Here is an 18,625-nt window from a genome sequence, read left to right on the forward strand (position 1 = left end):
TGTCGCCGCAAGCCGGCGCCGCCGGCTGGCGGGTGCGGCGTTCGATGCAGCGACAATCGCCGCATGGACGCCCTGTACCAATCCAACCTGCATTCCCTGCCGCTGGTCGGCCGCGGCAAGGTCCGTGAGAACTACGCCGTCGGTGCCGACCGCCTGCTGATGGTGGCCAGCGACCGCATCTCCGCCTTCGACGTCGTGATGGGCGAACCGATCCCCGGCAAGGGCGCGCTGCTCACCCGCATGGCGCTGTTCTGGTTCGACAAGCTGGGTCACGTGGTGCCCAACCACCTGACGGGCGACGCGCCGGAAAGCGTGGTCGCGCCCGACGAGGTGGCCCAGGTGCGTGGCCGCGCGATGCTGGTCAAGCGCCTGCGGCCGCTGCCCATCGAGGCCGTGGTGCGTGGCTATCTGGCCGGCAGCGGCTGGAAGGAGTACCAGGACAGCGGCACCGTCTGCGGCGTGCCGCTGCCGCCGGGGCTGCAACTGGCGTCGAAGCTGCCGCAGCCCATCTTCACGCCGGCCACCAAGGCCGAGATGGGCGAGCACGACGAGAACATCAGCTTCGAACGCGCTGCCGAGATCATCGGCGCCGAGCGTGCGGCCGAGGTGCGCGACGTGGCGCTGCGCCTGTACACCGAGGCCGCCGCCTACGCGCTGACCAAGGGCATCGTCATCGCCGACACCAAGTTCGAGTTCGGCCTCGACGAGCACGGCACGCTGACGCTGATGGACGAGGTGCTGACACCGGATTCGTCGCGCTTCTGGCCGGCCGACAGCGTGCGCGAGGGCGAGAACCCGCCCAGCTTCGACAAGCAGTATCTGCGCGACTGGCTGGAGCAGGCGCAGGTGGATGGCCGGCCCTGGCCCAAGCGTGCGCCGGCGCCGCCGCTGCCCGATGCCGTGGCCGCCGCTACGGGCGAGCGCTACGCGACGGCCGCCAAGCTGCTCACCGGCACCTGAGCCGCCGTCGGATCGCCAGCCCATGGTGTCACCGGACGACGAGCCGCTGACCTTGCTGCTGGCGCAGGCCCGGCAGGGCGACGACACCGCACTGGCGCAGGCCTGGCAGCGCCTGTATCCCGAGCTGCGCCGCATCGCGCGGGCGCGGCTGCGCGCCCACCAGGCGCCCACGCTGCTCGACACCGAGTCGCTCGTGCACGAAAGCTACCTGCGGCTGGCGCGCGCCGGGCCGGAGATGCACAGCCGCAAGCACTTCTACGCCTACGCCTCGCAGGCCATGCGGCACATCCTGGTGGACTTCGTGCGCCGGCGCGAGGCCGAGCGCCGCGGCGGCGCGCTGCAGCGCGTGACGCTCGACACCGCGGCGCTGCACGCCGTGCCTAGTCTGCAGCCCGAGGTGCCGGTGCTCGACATCGAGCGTGCGCTGGCCAGGCTGGAGGTGCTGGAACCGGCGCTGGCCCAGCTCGTCGAGCTGCGCTACTACGGCGGCTACAGCGACGCCGAAGCGGCCGAGGCACTGGGCATCAGCGAACGCAGCGTGCGCCGGCAGTGGGAGAAGGCGCGCGCCTTCCTGCTCGTGCAGCTGGCCGATTGACCGGATCCGGCACGCGGCTGCGTACGTCCCCCCATGGACATCCCCGCCGCCCTGTGGCCCGAGGTCTCGGCCGCCTTCGACGCGGCGCTGGACTGGCCCACCGACGAGCGTGAGGCCCGATTGGCGGCCCTCGAATCCTCGCGGCGCGATCTTGCGGATGCGCTGCGCCGGCTGCTCGCGGCGCACGCCAGCACCGCCACGCTGGCGTCGGCCGACGGGGCCTTGATGCAGCATGCGCTTGACGATGCCGTCCAGCCGCTGGAGCCCGGGCGCGTCGTGGGCATCTACAGGCTGCAGGCGCCGCTGGGCCGCGGCGGCATGTCCAGCGTCTGGGCGGCGGACCAGCTGGAGGGCGTGCACCGTCGCGTGGCGTTGAAACTGCCGCACCCTGGCCTGGAACCGGCCGAGGCGCTTGCCGCCCGCTTCGCACGCGAACGCGACCTGCTGGCCGCGCTGGAACACCCGCACATCGCGCGCCTGTACGACGCGGGTGTGGACGGCATCCAGCCATGGCTGGCGATGGCCCTGGTCGATGGTACGAGCCTGACCGACCACGCCGCCAGGCTGCCGCTCCGCCAGCGGGTCGAACTCTTCCTGCAGGTGCTCGATGCCGTGCAGTTCGCCCACGCACGGCTCATCGTCCACCGCGACCTGAAACCGGCCAACATCCTCGTCGATCGCGCGGGTCAGGTGCAGTTGCTGGACTTCGGGGTCGCCCAGTTGCTGGGCGACCACGGCCCCGGTGCCGGCGTGCTGGCACTGACGCCCGACTGCGCCTCGCCCGAACTCCTGGCCGGCGAGCCTGCCGGGGTCGCCTGCGACGTCTATGCGCTGGGTGTGGTGCTCTACGAACTGCTCTCGGGCCAACGGCCCTATCGGCTGGACCCGCGCTCGCCGCAGCCGCTGCGGGAACAGCTGGCGCTTCAGCTGACCCCGCCGGGTCTGTCCCGGCCAAGCGCGCACGGCGCGGCGGTCCTGGCCGGCGATCTGGACGCGATCGTTCTCAAGGCCATGGCCAGCCAGACGGGGGCCCGGTTCGCCAGCGTCGAGGCCCTGGCCGCCGACCTCCAGGCCTGGCTCGACCGCCGCCCCGTGCAGGCGCGTGGCGGTGGCCGCTGGTACCGCACGGGCCTGGCGATGCGCCGGCACGCGGGCGCCGTCACGGGCGGTCTGGCCACCGTCCTGGCACTGGCGATCGGCCTCGGCTCGGCGCTGTGGCAGGCGCGCGAGGCGCAGGCCCACGCCCAGCGCGTGGAGGCCACGCAGCGCTGGCTGATCGAGCTGTTCGAGGCCGCCTCGCCTGAACGCAGCGGCGAGCACCCACCCGATGCGCGGCAGTTGATCCTCCAGGGCAGCGCGCGCCTGGAGGCCGGCCTGAGCGATCAGCCGGCACTGCGCGCCGACCTGCAGCGGCTGGCCGGCGAACTGCTGCTGAAGCTGCAGGACTGGCACCCCGCTGCCGCGCAGTTGCAGGCGGCCGCGGATGGCGACGAGCGTGCGGGTCGCCAGCATCGCCCCGAGGCGTTGCAGACGCTGGAGAGCCTGGCCGAGGCGCTGGACGGCGATGCGCGCCACGACGAGGCGCTGCAGGTGTACGACCGTCTGCAGGCCGTGGCCGAGCGGCACCTCGGCGTGCGCAACGCCTGGCGACGCCCGGCCGGCGTCGGCCGCGCGATGGTGCTGCTGAACCAGGGTGATGCGGCCGCCGCCGGCTCGGCGCTGGAAGCGACGCTGGCGCTGCCGCCGGGCACCGGCGAGGACGCCGCGCACACGAACCTGCTCGGCCTGTACGGCCAGGCGTTGGTCGCCTGGCACCAGGGCCGCATCGGCGAGTCGGCGCGGCAGTTCGCCCAGGTGGTCGAGGCGTCGCTGGATGTGCCCGCCTTTGCGCGCAGCAACGTGCTGATGGCGCGCTACCGGCTGCTCACCGCCTGGGGGCGCGAAGGCGACTTCGCGCGGGTGCTGGCCGGCACCGAGGGCCTGCTCGCCGACTGTGAGGCCCTGCTGGGCCCGCGTGCCACGCTGACGATCCACGTGCTCGAGGCGCGCGTGCAGGCCCTGGCCCGGCAGGGCCGCTACGCCGAAGCGGTGGCGCTGCAGCGTGAGACGGTGAGTCGGGTCGAACAGCGTTCGTCCCACGACGACGAACAGCGCGTGCTCAGCGGCGGCATGCTGGGCCAGATGCTGGTGCTGGCCGGCGCGCACGACGAGGGCGTGTCGCGGGTGCGTGCGACGGTGGCCTTCCTGGATCGCAAGTACCCTCAGGCGTCGGTCTTCACCGAGGTATGGCGCCTGATGCAAGGCATGGCACTCGTGCGCGCGCAGCGCTGGGACGAGGCCGTCGCGGTGCTGAACACCGTGCTGTCGCGTTCCGAAGGCGTGCCGGCGATGGATCCCACGGTGCCGGCGGAGGCGCGGCAGTTGCTGGCGCTGGCCGCGGTGGCGCAGGGGCGGCCCGGTGATGCAGGCACGCTGTTCGCGCAGGCCTGCCCCGCCCTGGCCGCGGTGTACGGTGCCGACGGCCCGCGCGTGTGGCGCTGCCAGGCCCACCAGGCGTGGGCCACGAGCCGACGCGCCCCGACCACGACCGCCGACGCCGAGTCTGCGCTGGCCGCCTTCGACGCCGTGGCGACGCGCTACCGCCAGTCGCTCCCGCCCGAGCACGTGGTCGGTGCCGAACTCGACCTGATGCGCGCCGACCTGCTGGCGCGTGTGGACCCTGCGGCGGCGGCACCCTTGCGCGCCCTTGGGCAGGCGGCCTGGCAGCGGGTGATGGGGGCCGCAGTGCCGGCGCACTTCAGCGGCCTGCACTGATCCCCTGTTCGAGGGGGGGCGGCGTTGGGCCCGCACCGCGTACGTCCCGGCATCCCCCACCCACTGGAGCCGACGATGCCCTTCCGCACCCTGTCCACCCTGTTTGCGGGCCTGAGCCTGGCCGCCACGGCCCAGGCCGTGCAGGTCATGCCCACGTTCTACGAGATGCTCAACGGCTATGGCCAGGCCAGCGGCGGCAGCTACAACTACTGGGACGGGTCCTACAACGGCGTGGGCAACCCGCGCCAGGACGGCGCCTTGCTGCTGGGCGGCACGGGTGACCTCACCGACGGTGTCGTGGCCACACAGGGCTGGTGGCTGGTGGAGAACGTCGAAGGCACCGGCCCCTACGTCGGCTGGCGCGACATGGACCCGCAGATCAGTTTCTACTTTTCGGACGACCTGAGCTTCGAGTCCGTGACGGTCTTCCACGACGATGCCGATGGCTTCGGCAACGTCTCGACCCCGACGGGCTTCGTCGTCACCGTCGCGACGCGCGACGAGTCCCGTCCTTCGCGACGCGAGACCTTCTTCATCGACGATCCCGTTGGCGATGCGCCGTTCGCCAGCACCCTGGCGCTGGGGCCGGGTTGGGTGGGTGACACGGTGTTTGTCCAGGTGCTGCGCCGCGACGGCGCGGTCATGCTCAGCGAGGTCGCCTTCCAGGCGATGCCGGTGCCCGAGCCGGCGACCTGGGCGTTGTGGCTGGCCGGCGTGGCGGCCACTGGCGGATGGGCCCGCCGGCGCGCGGCTGAGGAGCGTGCGCAATGAGCCGGCGTCCGTCCCGCACGGCCGTGCATGTGGGTGCTGTCACCGTGCTCACGGCGCTTGGCGGTCTGTTGGCAGCCGTGCCCGCGGCGGCATCGGTCACCTACTCGGCCACGACCAGCGTGCGTACGCTGGTGTATGACGGCATCGACAGCTTCGAGACCATTGACGTCTCGCCGCTGCAGTCGGGCCCGGCCGGTGTGCAGGCCAGCTCGGTCGTGACGCTGGCCGTGAACGACAGCCAAGGCCGCCCGTTGACGGGCTTTGGCCGGGTCGACGCCAGCGCCGGGCCGGCTGGCCTGGTGCTGTCCGACAGCACGAGCCAGGACACGGCCGGCACACCGGCCACCACCTATGCCTTCACCGAGACCACGGCGTCGGTCGGCCTGAGCTGGGCGTCCTTCGTGCTGGGCACGCCGGGCGCGCTGGGCTCGGTCACGGTGGAGGGCTGGTGGTCGTCGTCGATCTCGCCCGCGCCCACGGGCCCGGGCACGCTGCCGAGCACCGCCACGCAGACGCTGGGCGCGCTGGTCGAGTCGCGTCCCGCAGGCAGCTTCTGCGGCACGGCGGCCTGTCAGGAACGGACGGGCGTGAGTGCCACGCTGGTGGACGGCGGAAGCTACCGGCCGTCCGCTGCTCCGTTCACCTTGCCCGTCACCATCCAGGCCGGCGAGTGGCTGACCGTGGATGCCTGGATGTCCATCACCTCGCGCAGCGGCTATGCCGGCGAACAGTCGATGACGGCGCCACCCGGCAGTGCGCATCCCGACAGTTTTCTCGTGATGCGTTTCAGCGAAGGCTTTGCGCCAGCCGACCTGACCGGCCTCGTCGACCTGGGCGGCGGTGCCTACGCGCTGGCCCCCGCCGTGCCCGAGCCGGCGACCTGGGCGTTGTGGGCCTGCGGCCTGGCTGGCATGGGTCTCCACCGACGCCGGCGCGCCACGCGGGCGCGACCTTCGGCGTCCACCGGGGAGGCGGCATGCTGAGCCGCCGGACCCTGGTGCTGGCCGCGATCCTGCTGCCCGGCATGGCGGCAAACGCGGCGCTCGAAGCGCGGGACCTGGACGGCGAGGCGTCCACCGCCGAAGCCTGGTACGACACGCTGCTGGACATCACCTGGCTGGCCGATGCCAACCACGCCCACACCAGCGGCGCGCACCTGGCCGACGGCGGCCGCATGACCTGGGCGCAGGCCAGCGGCTGGGTCGCCGGCCTGAGCTTCACTCACCCCGACACAGGCCAGGCGATCGACGGCTGGCGGCTGCCGCAGAGCCAGCCGTTGGACGGCGTTGCCTTCAACCTGGCGTACCGGCCCGATGGCAGCAGCGATTTCGGCTGGAACATCGCCAACGCCGGCACCGTGAACGCGGGCAGCACGGCGCACGAGCTGGCGCATCTGTACTACGTGACCCTGGGCCACACGCAGGCCTACCTGTCGCCGGACGGTGCGCCCAGCGGATGCACCCACCGGCTCGGCCGGCCCGACAGCTGTCTGCAGCACACCGGTCCTTTCGTGAACGTGGGCGCCGACGGCCTGGGCGTGTACTGGCAGGCCCACGACTTCGGGCCCCTGCTCGGGGCGGCGGTCTTCGCGATGGCCGACGGCGGCGAAGGCCGTGACGTCCCGGCCAGCCTCTATGCCGCCTGGGCCGTGCACCCTGGCGACGTGGCGGCGCCGGTGCCGGAGCCCGGCACCTGGGCGCTGTGGGGCGCGGGCTTGGTCGCGCTGGCGCGGGTCAGACGACCTTCTCGCTGGCGTTCGTGATCTTGCGCAGCGGCGCGTAGCGTTCGCTGTCCACCAGCAGCGGGTGCGTGGGCTCGGTGTCGCCCAGCGGGTCGTCGATGCTCAGGAACACCTCGCGCAGCCGCTGGCCCCAGGTGCTGTGGATCATCTGGTAGTACGGGTTGTGCTCGTCGATGCACACGTGTTCCTGGCTGGCGAAGCTGCCCTCGCGATAGACCAGCAGGTCCAGCGGCAGGCCCACGGAGAGGTTGGACTTCAGCGTGCTGTCCATCGACACCAGCGCGCACTTGGCCGCCGTGTTCAGCCGTGACTTGGGCGTGATCATGCGGTCGAGCACCGGCTTGCCGTACTTGCTCTCGCCGACCTGGAAATAGCAGGTCTCCTGCGTGGCCTCGATGAAGTTGCCGGCCGAGTACACCTGGAACAGGCGCATCGCCTCGCCCTTGACCTGGCCGCCGAAGATGGCCGACATGTTGAAGTCCACGCCGGCGGCCTTCAGCGACGGCCCGTCCTGCTCGTAGACGCGGCGGATGGCGCTGCCCAGCACGCGCGTGGCGTCGAACATCGACGGCGCGTTCCAGATCGTCAGCGGCTCCTCGTGCGGGCCGCGGTCTACCTTCTCCACCTGCAGGATCTCGCGCACGCTCTGGCTGATGCTCAGGTTGCCGGCCGACAGCAGCACCATGAAGCGCTCGCCCGGCACCTCGTAGATCATCATCTTGCGGAAGGTGCTGATCTGGTCGATACCGGCGTTGGTGCGCGAGTCCGACAGGAAGACGAGCCCGGCTTCGAGCTTGATGCCGACACAGTAGGTCATTTCAGCACCGCCCGGCCGTTCCGAAGGTGCTGAGCGCCCCTTCGGGGGGCCGCGAACGAAGTGAGCTGGGGGGCAACATCACGATTCCTTCTTGAGTTTCTTGAGGCGGTACAGCGCGTCCAGCGCGTCGCGCGGGCTGAGCGTATCAGGGTCGAGCGCCTCGATGGCCTGGTCGAGCGCGGAAGGTTCCCCCGCCGGCGCCGCCGGCGGCGCCGCGAACAGATCCACCTGCGCCTGCTGCGCGCTGCTGCTGGCCTCCAGCGCCTCCAACGCCGCCCGCGCCTGCCGTATCAGCGGCGCCGGCATGCCGGCCAGCCGCGCCACCTGCACGCCGTAGCTGCGGCTGGCGGGGCCGGGTTCGATCTGGTGCAGGAAGACGATGCCGTCGCCGCCGGCCCCGGCGGCTTCGGCGGCGCTGACGTGCACGTTCATCGCTCCGGCGTGCTTCTCGGGGAAGGCCGTCAGCTCGAAGTAGTGGGTGGCGAACAGCGTGAAGGCCTTGTTGCGGTCGTGCAGGTGGCTGGCGATGGCGCCGGCCAGCGCCAGCCCGTCGAAGGTGCTGGTGCCGCGGCCGATCTCGTCCATCAGCACCAGGCTGTGCTCGGTGGCGGCGTGCACGATGGCCGCCGCCTCGGTCATCTCCAGCATGAAGGTGGACTGCGCGTTGGCCAGGTCGTCGGCGGCGCCGATGCGCGTGTGGATGGCGTCGATCGGCCCCAGCCGGCAGGCGCTGGCCGGCACGCAGCTGCCCACCGCCGCCAGCAGCACGATCAGCGCCACCTGGCGCATGTAGGTGCTCTTGCCGCCCATGTTCGGGCCGGTGATGACGAGCATGCGCGTCTTCGCGTCCAGCCGGCAGTGGTTGGCGATGAAGGCGCCACCACCGGTCTCCGCGAGGCGCGCTTCCACCACCGGGTGGCGGCCGTCCTCGATCTGCAGGCAGGGGTAGGGCACGAACTCCGGGCGACACCAGCGCAGCGTGGCAGCACGTTCGGCCAGGCAGCCCAGCGCGTCCAGGCTGGCCAGGGCACGGGCCAGCGCACCGAGTTCGGCGAGAAACGCCTGCAGTGCGTCGACCAGGTTCTCGTACAGCCACTTCTCGCGCGCGAGCGACCGTTCCTGCGCCGACAGCGCCTTGTCCTCGAAGGCCTTCAGCTCGGGCGTGATGTAGCGCTCGGCGTTCTTCATCGTCTGCCGGCGCTGGTAGTCGGCCGGCACCTTGCCGACGTTCGACGCCGTGACCTCGATGTAGAAGCCGTGCACCTTGTTGAACATCACGCGCAGGTTGGCGATGCCGGTGCGGGCCCTTTCGCGCGCTTCCAGTTCCAGCAGGAAGGCGTCGCAGTTGGCGCCGATGGCGCGCAGCTCGTCGAGTTCCGCGTCCACGCCCTCGGCGATCACGCCGCCGTCGCGCAGCAGCACCGCCGGCTCTGCGGCCAGGGCCTGCAGCAGTTCGGCGATGCCGGCGTCGGGCGTCAGCGCGCCGTGCAGCGCGTCCAGCAGCGGGGTGCCCTGGGGCGCGGCGGCGCGCAGGGCGGGCAGGGCAGCCAGCGTGTCGCGCAGGCCGGTGAGCTCACGCGGGCGCACCGAGCGCAGCGCGATGCGCGCGGTGATGCGCTCGACGTCGCTGACGCCGGCCAGCGCCTCGCGCAGTGGCGCGAAGCCGGCCGCATGCAGCGCGCCGATGGCGTCCAGCCGCTCGGTGGCGGTGCGTCGCTCGCGCAGCGGCTGGGTCAGCCACTGGCGCAGCGTGCGGCTGCCCATGCCGGTGCGGCAGGTGTCCAGCAGCGACAGCAGCGTGGGCGCGTCCTCGCCGCGCAGGGTCTGCACGATCTCGAGGTTGCGCAGCGTGGCCGGTGGCAGGTCCACCAGGTCGGTGGCGCGCTGCACCTGCAGCGTGCGCACGTGATCCAGGGCGCGGCCCTGCGTGTGTTCGGCAAAGCTCAGCAGCGCGGCGGCTGCGGCGTGCGCCGCCGGCAGGTCCTGCGCGTTGAAGCCGGCCAGGCTCTGCACCTGCAGCTGCGCACACAGCTTCTTCAGGCCCAGGGCGGACTCGAACTGCCAGGCGGGCCGGGAGGTGCGCGCCGCGGCCACACCGGGCCAGGCCGGGGCCGTGCCGTCGTGCAGGATCTCCGCCGGGGCCAGCCGCGCCAGCCAGCCGGGCAGCTCGTCGTCGCTGCACTCGCTCAGTCCCAGGCGGCCGCTGGACAGGCCCAGCCAGGCCAGGCCCCAGGTGGCCCTGACGCGGTGCACGGCCAGCAGCAGCGTGTCGGCCCGGTCGGCCAGCAGTTCGGTGTCGGTGACGGTGCCGGGCGTGACCACGCGCACCACCTTGCGCTCCACCGGCCCCTTGGCGGTGGCCACGTCGCCCACCTGTTCGGCGATGGCCACCGCCTCGCCCAGCTTGATCAGCCTGGCCAGGTAGCTCTCCAGCGCATGCACCGGCACGCCGGCCATCACCACCGGTTCCCCGGCGCTCTGGCCGCGCGTGGTCAGCGTGATGTCCAGCAGCCGGTGGGCGCGGCGGGCGTCGTCGTAGAACAGCTCGTAGAAGTCGCCCATGCGGTAGAGCACCAGGGCATCGGCGTGCTGCGCCTTGATGCGCAGGTACTGCTGCATCATGGGCGTGTGGGCCGAGAAGTCGCCCTGGAGCAGGTCGGCGGTGGAGATCGGGGCGGTCATGAAGGGCGAGATGGTAGGCGAGGACGGCCTGCAGCCGGCCGCGCGGGGCGCGTGCGGCCGTCAGCCGATCGCCGGGCCTGAGATGATGCGGACCGCCTTGCCTGCGGGTGCCGGTCAGCTGAACGGCCGCCCATGGGCCGGCGATTCGCCGCCCTGTCATGACCATCGAAGACGACCTGCCGCCTTTCCCTGACGCCTCGCCGTCGCCGCCCCGGGCCCGCATCGCCATCGTCGGTGCGGGGCTCGGCGGCCTGTACGCCGCCTGGCGGCTGCAGCAGTCGGGCGTGCACGGCGTCGTGCTGCTGGAAGCGCGCGACGCGCCGGGCGGGCGCATCCTCTGCGTCGACCCCGCGGGCCGGCCGGTGGCCCTGGGCGCGCCCGGATCCGCCGCGGCCGACCGCTTCGACCTCGGCCCGACCTGGTACTGGCCCGGCATGCAGCCCCAGCTGGACGCGCTCGTCGACACCCTCGGCCTGCAGCGCTTCCCGCAGCACGAGGACGGCGAAATGGTGGTGGAGCGGACGCCGCAGGCGCCGCCGGCGCGCGTCCGCGGTTACCGGAGTGAACCGCCATCCGTGCGGCTGGTCGGCGGCATGGGGGCGCTGGTCGAGGCGCTGCACCACCGGCTGGCCCCCGGCCGTGTCCTCACCGGGCAGGCCGTGCGCCGCCTGGGCATTGCCAGCGACGCGGTCGAGGTTCATGCCATGGACGGCAGGGGCCAGGGCACGGTCTGGCGCGTCGACCACGTGCTCTGCGCAGTGCCGCCGCGCTTGATGGTCGACAGGATCGACTTCGCTCCTGCGCTGCCGGCGGCGCTGGCCCGGCGCTGGCGGGCCACCGACACCTGGATGGCGCCGCACGCCAAGTACGTTGCCGTCTACCCGGCGCCGTTCTGGCGCGCGCAGGGGCTGTCCGGCGAAGCGCGCAGCGCCCGGGGCCCGATGGCCGAGGTGCACGACGCGTCGATGCCCGGCGGCCATGCTGCGCTGTTCGGCTTCCTCGGCGTGCCGGCCCGCGTGCGCCAGGGGGTGGCCGAGGACGTGCTGCGCGCGCACTGCCGTGTCCAGCTCGGCCGCCTGTTCGGCCCCGAGGCGCTGACGCCCGCAGCCGAAGTCATCAAGGACTGGGCAGCCGATCCGTACACAGCAACGGACGCCGACTTGCATGGCAGTGGCCAGCACCCCGAGCCGCCGGCCAGCGGGGCCGACGACGGGCCCTGGCACGGCCGCCTGACCGGCATCGCCAGCGAGTGGTCGCCCCAGTTTCCCGGCTACCTGGCCGGCGCCGTGGACGCGGCCGAGCGTGGCGTGCAGGCCTGGCTGAGGTCGGCCGGCACCAGACGCGACCCGCTGCCCCGGTCATGACCATGCCTTGGCGCACGAAACTGCCGGACGCGCCGCACGGCACGGGTCCGGCGCGCGCGCTGCCGCGGGCGATCTGGGTGCTGGGTTTCGTCAGCCTGCTGATGGACGTGTCCTCGGAGATGATCCACAGCCTGCTGCCGCTGTTCCTGGTGGGCTCGCTGGGCGTCAGCGTGGTCGTCGTCGGGCTGATCGAGGGCATCGCCGAGGCCACCGCGCTCATCGTCAAGGTGTTCTCCGGCGTGCTCAGCGACCACGTCCGCCGGCGCAAGCACCTGGCCGTCGTCGGCTACGCGCTCGGCGCGCTGTCCAAGCCCGCCTTCGCGCTGGCGCAGGGGGCGGGCGTGGTGGTGGCGGCGCGCTTCGTCGACCGCATCGGCAAGGGCATCCGCGGCGCGCCACGCGACGCACTGGTGGCCGACCTGGTGCCACCGGCGCAGCGCGGCGCGGCCTACGGTCTGCGGCAGTCGCTGGACACCGTGGGCGCCTTCGTCGGCCCGGTGCTGGCAACGGGGCTGATGCTGCTGTGGGCCAACGACTTCCGCGCGGTGTTCTGGGTGGCGGCTTTGCCGCGCTGGCGCTGGTCGTGGGGTGTGCGCTGCGGCCACGCGCGCGCCTGCTGACGCCCTGATCCGCCCTGCCCAGGGTGTGGCGGCCGCCGACGGCCAGGCGATCTTGCGCGAGCCGCAGGGCGGCGCCATGCCGCGCACAGACCTTCGGCGAAGGGGCGCGGCGGGTGCCTCCGGGTCGGCCCGTGCGTCAGCCCGCACCGGTGCCGAACACGTCCGTCGGGCGGTGCGGTTCGGAAAACTCGGCACGGATCGCGTCGCCCTGGGCGTCGAGCGCCGGGGCCTCGGGGTAGCTGTCGGTGTCCCAGTCCTGGCCCCAGGGCGCCGCGGGCACCGCCACCATGTGCCCGTGCACCGGCATCCGGCGCGTGCGCAGCTGCGGGTGCGCGATCAGGTCGTCCACCGAGTTCACGTTGCCGAAGGCCGTCTGCATAGCGGTCAGGCGGTCGACCACCTCGCCGCTGGGCAGCGCGTCGAAGACCTCGGCCACCGTGCCGTCGACGAAGTCGCGGTGGGCCACGCGGGCGGCGTTGTCGGCGCAGCGCGGGTCCTGCAGCAGGTCCGGTCGCTGCAGCACGCCGCGGCAGAAGTCGGCCCACTCGCGCTCGTTCTGGATGGAGATGACGATGTCGCGGCCATCGGCGCAGGTGAAGGCGCCGTAGGGCGCGATCGTCGGGTGCTTCAGGCCCACGCGCCGCGGGGCCTGGCCGCCGTAACGCGCTTGCAGGTAGGGCACGCTCATCAGCTCGGCCGCGGAGCCGAAGAGCGAGACCTTTACCGCCGATCCCTGGCCGGTGCGTGCGCGCTGCAGCAGCGCCTGCTGGATGCCGATCAGCGCGTTCATGCCGGCGTTGATGTCGCACAGCGAAACGCCGATGCGGCCCAGCGATTCGACGCCTTCACCCGCCGCCCCACTGACGGCGACCAGCCCGCTCTCGGCCTGCACCAGCAGGTCGTAGGCCTTCATGCCCATCAGCGGGCCGTCGTCGCCGTAGCCGCTGATGTCGCAGGTGATCAGGCGCGGGTGTTGCTGGCGCAGCGCGGCCGAGCCGAGGCCCAGCCGTTCGGTCGCCCCCGGCGCCAGGTTCTGGATGAAGACGTCGGCCCGGGCGATCAGGCGCTGGAGCAATGCCAGATCCTGCGCGTCCTTGACGTCGAGCGCGATCGATTCCTTGCCGCGGTTGATCCACACCCAGTACGACGACTCGCCGTGCACGGCACGGTCGTAGCCGCGGGCGAAGTCGCCCTCCCGGCGCTCGATCTTGATCACGCGGGCGCCGGCGTCGGCGAGGCGGCTGCTGCAGTAGGGCGCGGCCACGGCCTGCTCCAGCGCGACGACGAGGAGGCCGTGGAGCGGGCGCGCTGTCGAGAAGGTCGGTGGTTCGGTGCGTGACATGTCGGATCCACGGGAGGCGTCGTACGGCTGCGGCGGATCGGGATCCTGGGGCGGGGCGTCGACGGAGGAAGGCCGGCCCATTGTCCCGCCTGCCGCCTGGACATGGGATACGCTCGCGCCGCCGCGCCATCGCGGCTTCGGATGCCCATGCCCAGCCCACCGCCCCGCCACCGCGGCCTGCCAACGCCGCGGATCACGCCGTGATCGACGTCGTCGTCTTCTTCTTCCTGCTCGGGGTGCTGGCCCGCCTCGTCAAGAGCGACCTGCGCCTGCCCGAGGCCTTGTACGAGACGCTGTCGATCTATCTGCTGCTCGCCATCGGGCTGAAGGGGGGCATCGAACTGTCCAAGCAGCCCATCGCCACACTGGCACCGCAGGTGCTGGCCTGCCTGGCGCTGGGATTCACGATCCCGTTCGCGCTCTACCCACTGTTACGCGCACTGCGCTTCTCCGGGGTGGATGCGGCGTCGCTGGGGGCTCACTTCGGGTCGGTGAGCGTGGTCACCTTTGCGGTGGCGACCACGGCTCTGGCGCGGGAAGGTATCGCCTTCGAGAGCCACGCGGCGATGTGGGTGGCGGTGATGGAGGCCCCGGGCCTGATCGCCGGCATCGTGCTGGCCAGCCGGGCGCGCGCCGCCCAGGGCACCCGGGTGCGCTGGGGCCCGCTGATGCACGACGTGCTGTTCGGCAAGAGCGTGCTGCTGCTGCTGGGTGGCCTGGTCATCGGCGCCGTGGCGGGCGAGGCGGGCACTGAGCCGATCAAGGCGGTGTTCGTCGACCCCTTCAAGGGCGTGCTGGCGCTGTTCCTGCTCGAACTGGGCCTGGTGGCGGGCGGGCGCCTGGCCGACCTGCGCCGGTTCGGCCCCGCGGTGGCCGTGCTGGGCCTGGGGGTGCCGCCCGTGCTGGCCATGGCCGGCGCCCTCGTCGGGCTGGCGCTGGGCCTGTCCACCGGCGGGGTGGCGCTGATGGCCACGCTGGCGGCCAGCGCGAGCTACATCGCCGCCCCGACCGCGATGCGCATCGCGGTGCCGGAAGCGAACGCGGCGCTGTCGATCACGGTGGCGCTGGGGGTGGTGTTCCCGTTCAACATCGTGGCGGGGATCCCGCTCTACATCGAACTCGCGCGGAGGCTGACGTGACCCTCACCAAGCACCCCAAGACGCTGCTGACCATCGTCACCGAAGCGGTGCTGGAAGGCGCGCTGCTGCGCGACCTGCGGGAACGCGGCGCGCACAGCTGGGTGGTCGGCGAGGTCCACGGCGCCAACCTCGAGGGTGTGCGGGACGGCGACTGGGAAGCCGACCGCACGATCGAGATCAAGGTGCTGTGCGAGTCCGAGGTGGCCGACCGCATCGCCGACCACGTGCTGCACGCGTACGCGCGGCACTACAGCATGGCAATCTGGTTCAGCGCCGTGACCGTGCTGCGTCCCGAACGCTACTGAACACGGCCCGGGCTGACCCCGGCCGGACGACGACGGCAGGGCGTGCGCTCAGCCAGGCAGCGACTCGCCCGCGAAGACCGCCGCCGCCAGGTCCACGAAGGCCCGCACCTTGGGCGCCAGGAAGCGTGCACTGGGGAACACCGCATGCACCGGCACTGGCGGCGGTGCCCAGCGGCCGAGCACCGGCTTGAGCCGGCCGGCCTGCACCGCGTCGGCGGCCACCAGGCAGGGCAGCAGGGCCACGCCCAGGCCGGCCTCGGCCGCATCGCGCACGGCGAAGGTGTTGCCCGCGTGCAGCCGCGGCTGCAGGTCCACCCGGTGCGTCTGCGCGCCGTCGGACAGCGTCCACTGCGCGCGCCGGCTGGTGCCGGCGAAGGCCAGCGTGTCGTGCGCGGCCAGGTCGTCGGGCCGGCGTGGCGTGCCTCGGCGCCTGAGGTAGGCCGGTGCCGCGTAAAGCGCATAGTGCAGCGTGCCCAGCCGCCGCGCGGCCAGCGACGAGTCGGCCAGCGGACCCAGGCGCACCGCGAGGTCGAATCCTTCGTGCACCAGGTCCACCACGCGGGCGGTGAAGTCGGCGTCCACCTGCACCTGCGGGTGGCGCTGCAGGTAGGCACGGATCCAGCCGCTGACGGCGATGAGGCCGAACTCCACGCCGCAGGTCAGGCGCAAGGTGCCTCGCGGTTCGCCCTGCACCTGCTGCATGGCGCCGCGCGCCTCGTCCACCGCGGCCAGGATGCCCACGCTGCGCTCGAAGAACTCGCGGCCGGCCTCGGTGAGCGACAGCGCGCGCGTGCTGCGCGCCAGCAGGCGCACGCCGAGTTCGCGCTCCAGCGCGCTGACGCTGCGTGACACGCGCGCCTTGTGCGTCTGCAGCGCGTCGGCCGCCCGCGTGAAGCTGCCGGTCTGCACGACCTTGACGAAGGTGGCCAGGGTGCTCAGGTCCATCGTTGTCGATTCTGACAACAAAGTGTTCCTGGTCGATGGATTTATTCATCGGCCTTGCGTGCGCAGACTCCGGCCATCGACCTGCCCACCCTGGAGACCACCGTGAGCCTGAAGGATCCCAACGTCCGTCACCCCGATGCCCGCAAGCGCATCGCCCTCGTCATCGCCAACCCGGCGGTGTCCACCACCACCGGCTGGCCGGTGGGCTTCTGGTGGAGCGAACTGACCCACCCGTACCACGTGTTCACCGAACACGGCTACGAGGTCAGCGTGTTCAGCCCGCAGGGCGGCCGCTGCGAGGCCGACGCGATGAGCGACCCCAACGACGCCAGCGGCTACAGCCGCAGCGACCTGGTGAGCCAGGGCTTCATCCACACACCGGAACTCAAGGCCCTGGTGGACGCCACCGCGCCGGTGTCGGCCATCGATGTCGCGGCCTTCGACGCCATCGTCGTCGCCGGCGGCCAGGCGCCGATGTTCAACTTCGAGGCGGCCACCGACCTGCACGCCACCTTCGCCGCCTTCTTCGAGGCCGGCAAGGTGGCCGCCGCGCTGTGCCACGGCTGCGCCATCCTGGCCTACGCCAAGGACAGCCGTGGCGAGTACCTCGCCAAGGGGCGCACCGTCACCGGCTTCGCCAACGTGGAGGAGGACTTCGCCGACAACGCCGTGTGGTCCTACGGCCTGCTGCCGCGCGACCGGCACGTGATGCCCTGGCGCATCGAGGACCGGCTCAAGGCGCTGGGCGCCAACTACGTGCAGGCCGGCCTGTGGCGCGGTTTCGCGGTGCGCGACGGCAACCTGATCACCGGCCAGCAGAACTTCTCCGGCGAGGAGACGGCGCGGCTGGTGGTCGAGGCGCTGGGGCGCTGAAGGGCGCACGTTCTCCATCTCACCTGGAAGGAGGCCACCCGCCATGTCCGTTCTCGAAGGCCGATGCCACTGCGGCGGCGTCACCGTGCGCCTGCCGGCCGAGGCCTTTGGCCTCGTCGCCTGCCATTGCGGCGACTGCCAGCGCCTGCACGGCAACTTCTTCGCCATGCTGGCCGTGCCCACCGACCAGGTCGAGTGGGGCGGCGAACTGGCACCGCAGTGGTATGCATCGTCGGCGCAGGCGCGGCGTTCGCATTGCCCACGCTGCGGGTCGCGCCTGGCCAAGCAGCCGGCCGACGGCCAGCGCACGCTGGTCTCGGTCGGGCTGTTCGAACGCGATCTGCCGCGGCGCATCCGCAAGCAGGTGTGGACCGAGTCCCACCCCGGCTGGTACGACCCGCCGGCCGACGATCCGGGCACGGCACCATGAACGACGCGCCCGAACCGGTGACGGTGCTGATCCGCCGCCGCGTCAAGCCCGGCCGCGAGGCCGACTACGAGGCCTGGCTGCACCGCCTGCAGGCGGCGGCGCGCGGCCTGCCGGGCTACCTGGGCGTGACCACGCAGCGCCCGGCGTCCGGTGCGCCGCGCGAGTACCTCAGCGCCGTGCGCTTTGCCACCCTGGCCGACCTGCGGGCCTTCGAGGCCAGCGACCTGCGGCGCCAGGCCCTGGCCGAGGTCGCGCCCCTGGTGGACGGCGATGCCGCATGGGAGGAACTGACGGGCCTGGAGTTCTGGTTCAGTGCCCCGGCCGGCACGGTGGTGCCGCAGCCGTCGCGGCCGCGCATGGCGCTGGTGATGATCGCCGTGGTCTTCGGGCTGGTGCTGTCCATCGGCAGCGTGGTCAACGCGGCCTTTGCGCTGCTGCCGGTGGCCACACCGTACCCGCTGCGGCTCCTGGTCACGATCAGCCTGGAGGTGGTGCTGATGACCTGGTGGCTGATGCCCTGGCTGAGCCGCCGCCTGGCGCCCTGGATCTACCCGCAGCGGCGGGTGGCCTGAACCCGGAAGGAGAACCCATGTCCTTGAGCATCCTCGGTGCCGGCCAGGTCGGCATGGCGCTCGGCCGCGCCTTCACGCAACGCGGCGAGCCGGTCACCTTCGGCGTGCCGGAGCCGGCGCGCCCCCAGGCGGCGGTGGCGGCGCTCGGCCCGCTGGCCCGGCTGACCACGGTGGACGAGGCCGTGGAGGGGGCCGACACCGTGATCCTGGCCGTGCCCTACGGCGCACTGCCGGCCATCGCCCAGGCCCGGGCCGACTGGGGCGGGCGCATCCTGGTGGACGCCACCAACCCGCTGGCCCCGGGCCTGGCCGCGCTGGCGCTGGGCACCACCACGTCCGGCGCGGAGACGCTGGCCGGTCTGGCCGCCGGCGCCCGCGTGGTCAAGGCCTTCAACACCACCGGCGCGGAGAACCTGGGCGATGCCCGCTACCCTGGTGGCACACCCTTCATGCCGGTCTGCGGCGACGATGCCGACGCACGCCGCCACGTGCTGGGGCTGGCCACGCGCATCGGCTTCGAGGCGGTGGACCTGGGGCCGCTGAAGGCGGCGCGCTGGCTGGAGCCGTTCGCGATGACCTGGATCCACATGGCGCTGCGCCAGGGCCTGGGCCGGCGCTTCGCGTTCGGGCTGTTGCGGCGGGATTGAGGGCGCCG

General features: G+C 72.5%; 17 protein-coding genes and 1 pseudogene. 14 read left to right on the forward strand and 4 right to left on the reverse strand.

From position 1 onward, the window contains the following. The first annotated feature begins 63 nt into the window (after positions 1–63). From ENE75_RS13975 to ENE75_RS14000, 6 genes are all read left to right on the forward strand, one after another. The gene (locus tag ENE75_RS13975; protein WP_128198933.1) at positions 64–960 is read left to right on the forward strand and encodes a phosphoribosylaminoimidazolesuccinocarboxamide synthase; all 897 of its coding nucleotides are present in this window, start codon (positions 64–66) and stop codon (positions 958–960) included. Between the two features lie 22 nt (positions 961–982). Continuing rightward, positions 983–1,555, forward strand: a complete 573-nt coding sequence (locus tag ENE75_RS13980; protein WP_158288948.1) for an ECF-type sigma factor — start codon at positions 983–985, stop codon at positions 1,553–1,555. A gap of 33 nt (positions 1,556–1,588) precedes the next feature. Next, positions 1,589–4,369 carry a serine/threonine-protein kinase gene (locus ENE75_RS13985; RefSeq protein ID WP_128198935.1) on the forward strand — a complete coding sequence of 927 codons (2,781 nt, stop codon included), beginning with the start codon at positions 1,589–1,591 and terminating at the stop codon, positions 4,367–4,369. Positions 4,370–4,444: 75 nt separating this feature from the next. Beyond that, a complete protein-coding gene (locus ENE75_RS13990; protein ID WP_128198936.1) occupies positions 4,445–5,140 on the forward strand; it encodes a PEP-CTERM sorting domain-containing protein in 696 nt (231 codons plus the stop codon). Beyond that, complete coding sequence (locus ENE75_RS13995) at positions 5,137–6,123, forward strand: PEP-CTERM sorting domain-containing protein (RefSeq protein WP_128198937.1); 987 nt, start codon at positions 5,137–5,139, stop codon at positions 6,121–6,123. The genes ENE75_RS13990 and ENE75_RS13995 overlap by 4 nt, the downstream gene beginning before the upstream one ends. Continuing rightward, on the forward strand, positions 6,117–6,902 hold the full coding sequence (locus tag ENE75_RS14000) for a PEP-CTERM sorting domain-containing protein (RefSeq protein WP_128198938.1): 786 nt from the start codon (positions 6,117–6,119) through the stop codon (positions 6,900–6,902). The genes ENE75_RS13995 and ENE75_RS14000 overlap by 7 nt, the downstream gene beginning before the upstream one ends. Here ENE75_RS14000 and ENE75_RS14005 read toward each other — a convergent pair. Together ENE75_RS14005 and mutS are read right to left on the reverse strand one after the other, a co-directional pair. Further along, positions 6,874–7,698 carry a proteasome-type protease gene (locus ENE75_RS14005; RefSeq protein ID WP_128198939.1) on the reverse strand — a complete coding sequence of 275 codons (825 nt, stop codon included), beginning with the start codon at positions 7,696–7,698 and terminating at the stop codon, positions 6,874–6,876. The genes ENE75_RS14000 and ENE75_RS14005 overlap by 29 nt on opposite strands. 78 nt (positions 7,699–7,776) lie before the next feature. Next, complete coding sequence (gene mutS / locus ENE75_RS14010; RefSeq protein WP_233259084.1) at positions 7,777–10,380, reverse strand: DNA mismatch repair protein MutS; 2,604 nt, start codon at positions 10,378–10,380, stop codon at positions 7,777–7,779. A 158-nt stretch (positions 10,381–10,538) separates the two neighbouring features. Between mutS and ENE75_RS14015 the strand changes: the two genes are divergently transcribed. Then, positions 10,539–11,744, forward strand: coding sequence for a flavin monoamine oxidase family protein (locus ENE75_RS14015; protein ID WP_128198940.1), 1,206 nt, complete (start codon positions 10,539–10,541; stop codon positions 11,742–11,744). A gap of 2 nt (positions 11,745–11,746) precedes the next feature. Next, positions 11,747–12,313: pseudogene (locus tag ENE75_RS14020) on the forward strand (MFS transporter); the annotation flags it as partial. 187 nt (positions 12,314–12,500) lie between these two features. Here ENE75_RS14020 and ENE75_RS14025 read toward each other — a convergent pair. Further along, on the reverse strand, positions 12,501–13,706 hold the full coding sequence (locus ENE75_RS14025; protein ID WP_128198941.1) for a CaiB/BaiF CoA transferase family protein: 1,206 nt from the start codon (positions 13,704–13,706) through the stop codon (positions 12,501–12,503). 200 nt (positions 13,707–13,906) lie between these two features. On the opposite strand from ENE75_RS14025, the gene ENE75_RS14030 reads away from it, so the two are divergent. Both ENE75_RS14030 and ENE75_RS14035 read left to right on the forward strand, forming a co-directional pair. Continuing rightward, on the forward strand, positions 13,907–14,845 hold the full coding sequence (locus ENE75_RS14030) for a sodium-dependent bicarbonate transport family permease (RefSeq protein ID WP_128198942.1): 939 nt from the start codon (positions 13,907–13,909) through the stop codon (positions 14,843–14,845). Next, a complete protein-coding gene (locus ENE75_RS14035; protein ID WP_128198943.1) occupies positions 14,842–15,150 on the forward strand; it encodes a P-II family nitrogen regulator in 309 nt (102 codons plus the stop codon). Before ENE75_RS14030 ends, ENE75_RS14035 begins: the two co-directional genes overlap by 4 nt. 48 nt (positions 15,151–15,198) lie before the next feature. Here ENE75_RS14035 and ENE75_RS14040 read toward each other — a convergent pair whose 3' ends face one another. Beyond that, complete coding sequence (locus ENE75_RS14040; protein ID WP_128198944.1) at positions 15,199–16,095, reverse strand: LysR family transcriptional regulator; 897 nt, start codon at positions 16,093–16,095, stop codon at positions 15,199–15,201. 54 nt (positions 16,096–16,149) lie between these two features. Here ENE75_RS14040 and ENE75_RS14045 point away from each other — a divergent pair, with 54 nt between their 5' ends. The 4 genes from ENE75_RS14045 to ENE75_RS14060 are packed head-to-tail and all read left to right on the forward strand — an operon-like array spanning position 16,150 to position 18,617. After that, on the forward strand, positions 16,150–16,968 hold the full coding sequence (locus tag ENE75_RS14045; protein ID WP_199232302.1) for a type 1 glutamine amidotransferase domain-containing protein: 819 nt from the start codon (positions 16,150–16,152) through the stop codon (positions 16,966–16,968). A 43-nt stretch (positions 16,969–17,011) separates the two neighbouring features. After that, a complete protein-coding gene (locus tag ENE75_RS14050; protein WP_128198945.1) occupies positions 17,012–17,398 on the forward strand; it encodes a GFA family protein in 387 nt (128 codons plus the stop codon). Next, positions 17,395–17,970 (forward strand): antibiotic biosynthesis monooxygenase, encoded by a 576-nt coding sequence (locus ENE75_RS14055; RefSeq protein ID WP_128198946.1) that lies wholly within the window; start codon positions 17,395–17,397, stop codon positions 17,968–17,970. The genes ENE75_RS14050 and ENE75_RS14055 overlap by 4 nt, the downstream gene beginning before the upstream one ends. A 17-nt stretch (positions 17,971–17,987) precedes the next feature. Continuing rightward, on the forward strand, positions 17,988–18,617 hold the full coding sequence (locus tag ENE75_RS14060; RefSeq protein ID WP_158288949.1) for an NADPH-dependent F420 reductase: 630 nt from the start codon (positions 17,988–17,990) through the stop codon (positions 18,615–18,617). Positions 18,618–18,625 lie beyond the last annotated feature (8 nt).

It is taken from the genome of Rubrivivax albus (genome assembly GCF_004016515.1).
GTDB classification, from domain to species: Bacteria; Pseudomonadota; Gammaproteobacteria; order Burkholderiales; family Burkholderiaceae_C; genus Rubrivivax; species Rubrivivax albus.